General features: G+C 67.1%; 3 protein-coding genes and 1 pseudogene. 3 read left to right on the top strand and 1 reads right to left on the bottom strand.

From position 1 onward, the window contains the following. Positions 1–297: pseudogene (locus QZY48_RS14440) on the top strand (hypothetical protein); the annotation flags it as partial. Between the two features lie 343 nt (positions 298–640). Here QZY48_RS14440 and yrfG read toward each other — a convergent pair. Continuing rightward, positions 641–1,309, bottom strand: coding sequence for a GMP/IMP nucleotidase (gene yrfG / locus QZY48_RS14435; RefSeq protein WP_295431888.1), 669 nt, complete (start codon positions 1,307–1,309; stop codon positions 641–643). Between the two features lie 95 nt (positions 1,310–1,404). On the opposite strand from yrfG, the gene nudE reads away from it, so the two are divergent. Then, complete coding sequence (gene nudE / locus QZY48_RS14430) at positions 1,405–1,968, top strand: ADP compounds hydrolase NudE (protein WP_295431885.1); 564 nt, start codon at positions 1,405–1,407, stop codon at positions 1,966–1,968. Between the two features lie 295 nt (positions 1,969–2,263). Continuing rightward, positions 2,264–2,794: a D-sedoheptulose 7-phosphate isomerase gene (locus QZY48_RS14425; RefSeq protein ID WP_295431891.1), complete on the top strand. Its 531-nt coding sequence runs from the start codon at positions 2,264–2,266 to the stop codon at positions 2,792–2,794. Positions 2,795–2,833: the final 39 nt, after the last annotated feature.

Genomic DNA, 2,833 nt, shown 5'->3' with positions numbered 1-2,833 from the left:
GCCGACGCCGCCGCAGTGGCGACGCCCCCCCCGCCCCGGCCGTCGCGCCGGGCGCGCCGTGCGCCCGAGCAGGCGGCCTTGACCTCGGCCGCGGCGGGCCATGGCGCGGTCACCCCGCCGGATGCACCGCCCGGTGTCCCGGGGCCGTCTGAGTCGACCGCGGTGCCGACGGACATGGCCGCCGACCCCGCCAAGAAGCGGCGCCGTCGGCGCCGCAAGCCGGGCGCGAGGGCGGGGGATGAGCAACCAGCCATCCAGGCGCCGGGTGGGCCGGTCGGCGAGCCCGACGAGTCCTGATGCCAAGAATTAGGGAGAATTTATCCGCGAATGAGCGCGGGCCACGCTCTGGTACCGCGATGCGGAATTCCCGATATCCGTCTGGTGATCGAGTAAGGCGAAGAAATTAGACAAGATTAACAGGATTTTGCAGGATTAACAGAAGAAATCAGGGCGCGACATACATCAGCAACGCTTCCTGTAAATCCTGAGAAATCCTGTTAATCCTGTCCATTTGTGGAGTTCACGGTTGCGCTTGAATGGTACTGGGATCTGCGTTCCACGATAGTAGGGTCCGCTGTGCGGACCGCTCCCGCTGATGGTCAGCATCCACTCGCTGACCAGCAGGGCCGCGTCGCCGCGCTCAGGCGCGCAGCCCCGGGAGCAGTTCCGCGAAGTCGCCGATCGCCGGAAACTCGTCCTGCACCCGCCGCGGCGCCTGGGAGTCGGGTTTCAGCACCGCGAGCAGCGAGCCCATGCCGAAGATACGGGCGGCGCGCAGGACGCGCGGGTTGTCGTCGATGAACAGGGTGCGGGCCGGGTCGAAGGGTCGCACCGCGCGCAGGCGCGGCCAGAAGGCCGGGTCCTCCTTCGGCAACCCCAGGTCATGGGCGGAGATGATGTGCTCGAAGTGGCCGGCGAGGCGCGTGCGGTCGAGCTTCAGTGCCAGGGTCTTCTGGTGGGCGTTGGTCACCAGGACCCGGCGCTTGCCGCGCTCGGCCAGGGCGGTGAGAAAGTCCACCACATGCGGGTGGACGGCGATCAGGTGGTCCACCTCGGCCTTGAGGCGGGTGATGTCCAACCCGAGTTCCCGGCTCCAGTGATCGACGCAGTACCATTCGAGCGTCCCCTCGATCGCCTGGTAGCGGGTACGCAGTTGCGTCTTGGCCGCCTCCAGCGTGAGTCCTTGGGCGTCCGCGTAACGGCGCGGGACGTGTTCAAGCCAGAAATGATTGTCGAAATGCAGGTCGAGCAGGGTCCCGTCCATGTCGAGAAAACAGTCGTCGATGCGTTCCCAGTCGATCGTGGTCATGGTCGCGGTCCCCGTGATTGAAACTCTGTGCGCCTGCCGGGCCACCCGGCCAGGGCGCGCCGCCGCGCCCGCCCGCTGCTGAGGGGACGTTACGCGTGTCCACCAGCCCTAAGATTCTCGCCCGGCGCCTGGTCGCCCGCAGTCGACTCATTCGCGTCGAAGAGGTGGACCTGGAGTTCGCCAACGGCGCCCGGCGCACCTTCGAGCGCATCCCCGGCGGGGCCGACTCGGTGCTGATCGTGCCCCTGCTGGACGCCCACACCCTGCTCCTGATCCGCGAATATGGGGCCGGGAGCGAGCGCTATGAACTGGGGTTGCCCAAGGGCATTGTGGAACCCGGGGAGGACCCCGTGGCCGCCGCCAACCGGGAACTGCAGGAGGAGGTCGGCTACGCCGCCCGCGACTTGCAGGTCCTGGGCCGCGTCTCAGTGGTGCCAGGCTACCTCGGACACCGCAGCCTGATCATCCTCGCCCGCACACTCTACCCCAGTCGTCTGCCCGGCGACGAACCCGAGCCGATCGAGGTCGTCCCCTGGCGCCTGGATGCGCTGGACGCGCTGCTGGCGCGCGACGACTTCGACGAGGCGCGCTCGCTCGCCGCCCTCTATCTCACCGAGCGGCTGCTGGCGCGTGAACGCGGTGCGGCCTCCCCGGCCTGAGCGCCCCGCGCCCCCGCGGCCGTCCTGGATTGCGCCCCGGCCAAGACTCGTCTACGCTGGAGTCCGCGCCGGTCCTCACGGAGAAACCATCCGGGGGCCGCGCCCGGCTGCTGGCAATGCCCGCGGGCGTCGATCTGAGCGACTGATTTAATTATAGAAATTCCAGGCTATGGATGAACGACTTAACGCAACGGCACCTGCCGCCGTGTTCGCGGGCAGGGTAATCGTCATGGACAAGACCATGCGTGATCAGATTGGTGACCAGATCCGCGAGACCGGGCGGGTGTTGGCCGCGATGCTCGCAGATTCGGCACTCATCGCCACGATCGAGGGCACGGCCTTGGCCTGTGTTGCCTGTCTGCAGGCCGGGGGCAAGATCCTGTTGGCAGGAAATGGCGGGAGCGCGGCCGACGCGCAGCACATTGCGGCAGAATTGGTGGGTCGCTTCGCGATGGAGCGTCCGAGTCTCGCCGCCATCGCCCTGACGACGGATACGTCCGTCCTGACGTCGATCGGCAACGACCATGGTTTTGAACAGATCTTTGCCCGGCAGGTCCAGGCGCACGGTCGTCGGGGTGATGTTTTTATTGCTTACTCGACGTCCGGTAGTTCGCCCAACATCCTCCTCGCCCTGGACGAGGCGCGCCGCCGAGGGCTGATCTGCGTCGGGTTGACGGGCAATCGCGATGGTCCGATGGGCGCGTACTGCGACTACTGTCTGGCCGTGCCCGCGGGCGATACCCCAAGAATCCAAGAGGCGCATCTGGTGCTGGGACACCTGCTCTGTGGCCTTGTGGAGACGGCCGTTTTTGGGGGGGCGCAATGACCGGGGCGAGCGTTCTGTTCGGCGGCCTGGAGCATTGTT

Origin of the sequence: uncultured Thiodictyon sp. (assembly GCF_903828115.1) — a bacterium.
Classification (GTDB): domain Bacteria; phylum Pseudomonadota; class Gammaproteobacteria; order Chromatiales; family Chromatiaceae; genus Thiodictyon.
The sequence above is the reverse complement of the archived record's forward strand: the minus strand, read 5'-3'. Positions and strand labels throughout refer to the sequence as shown.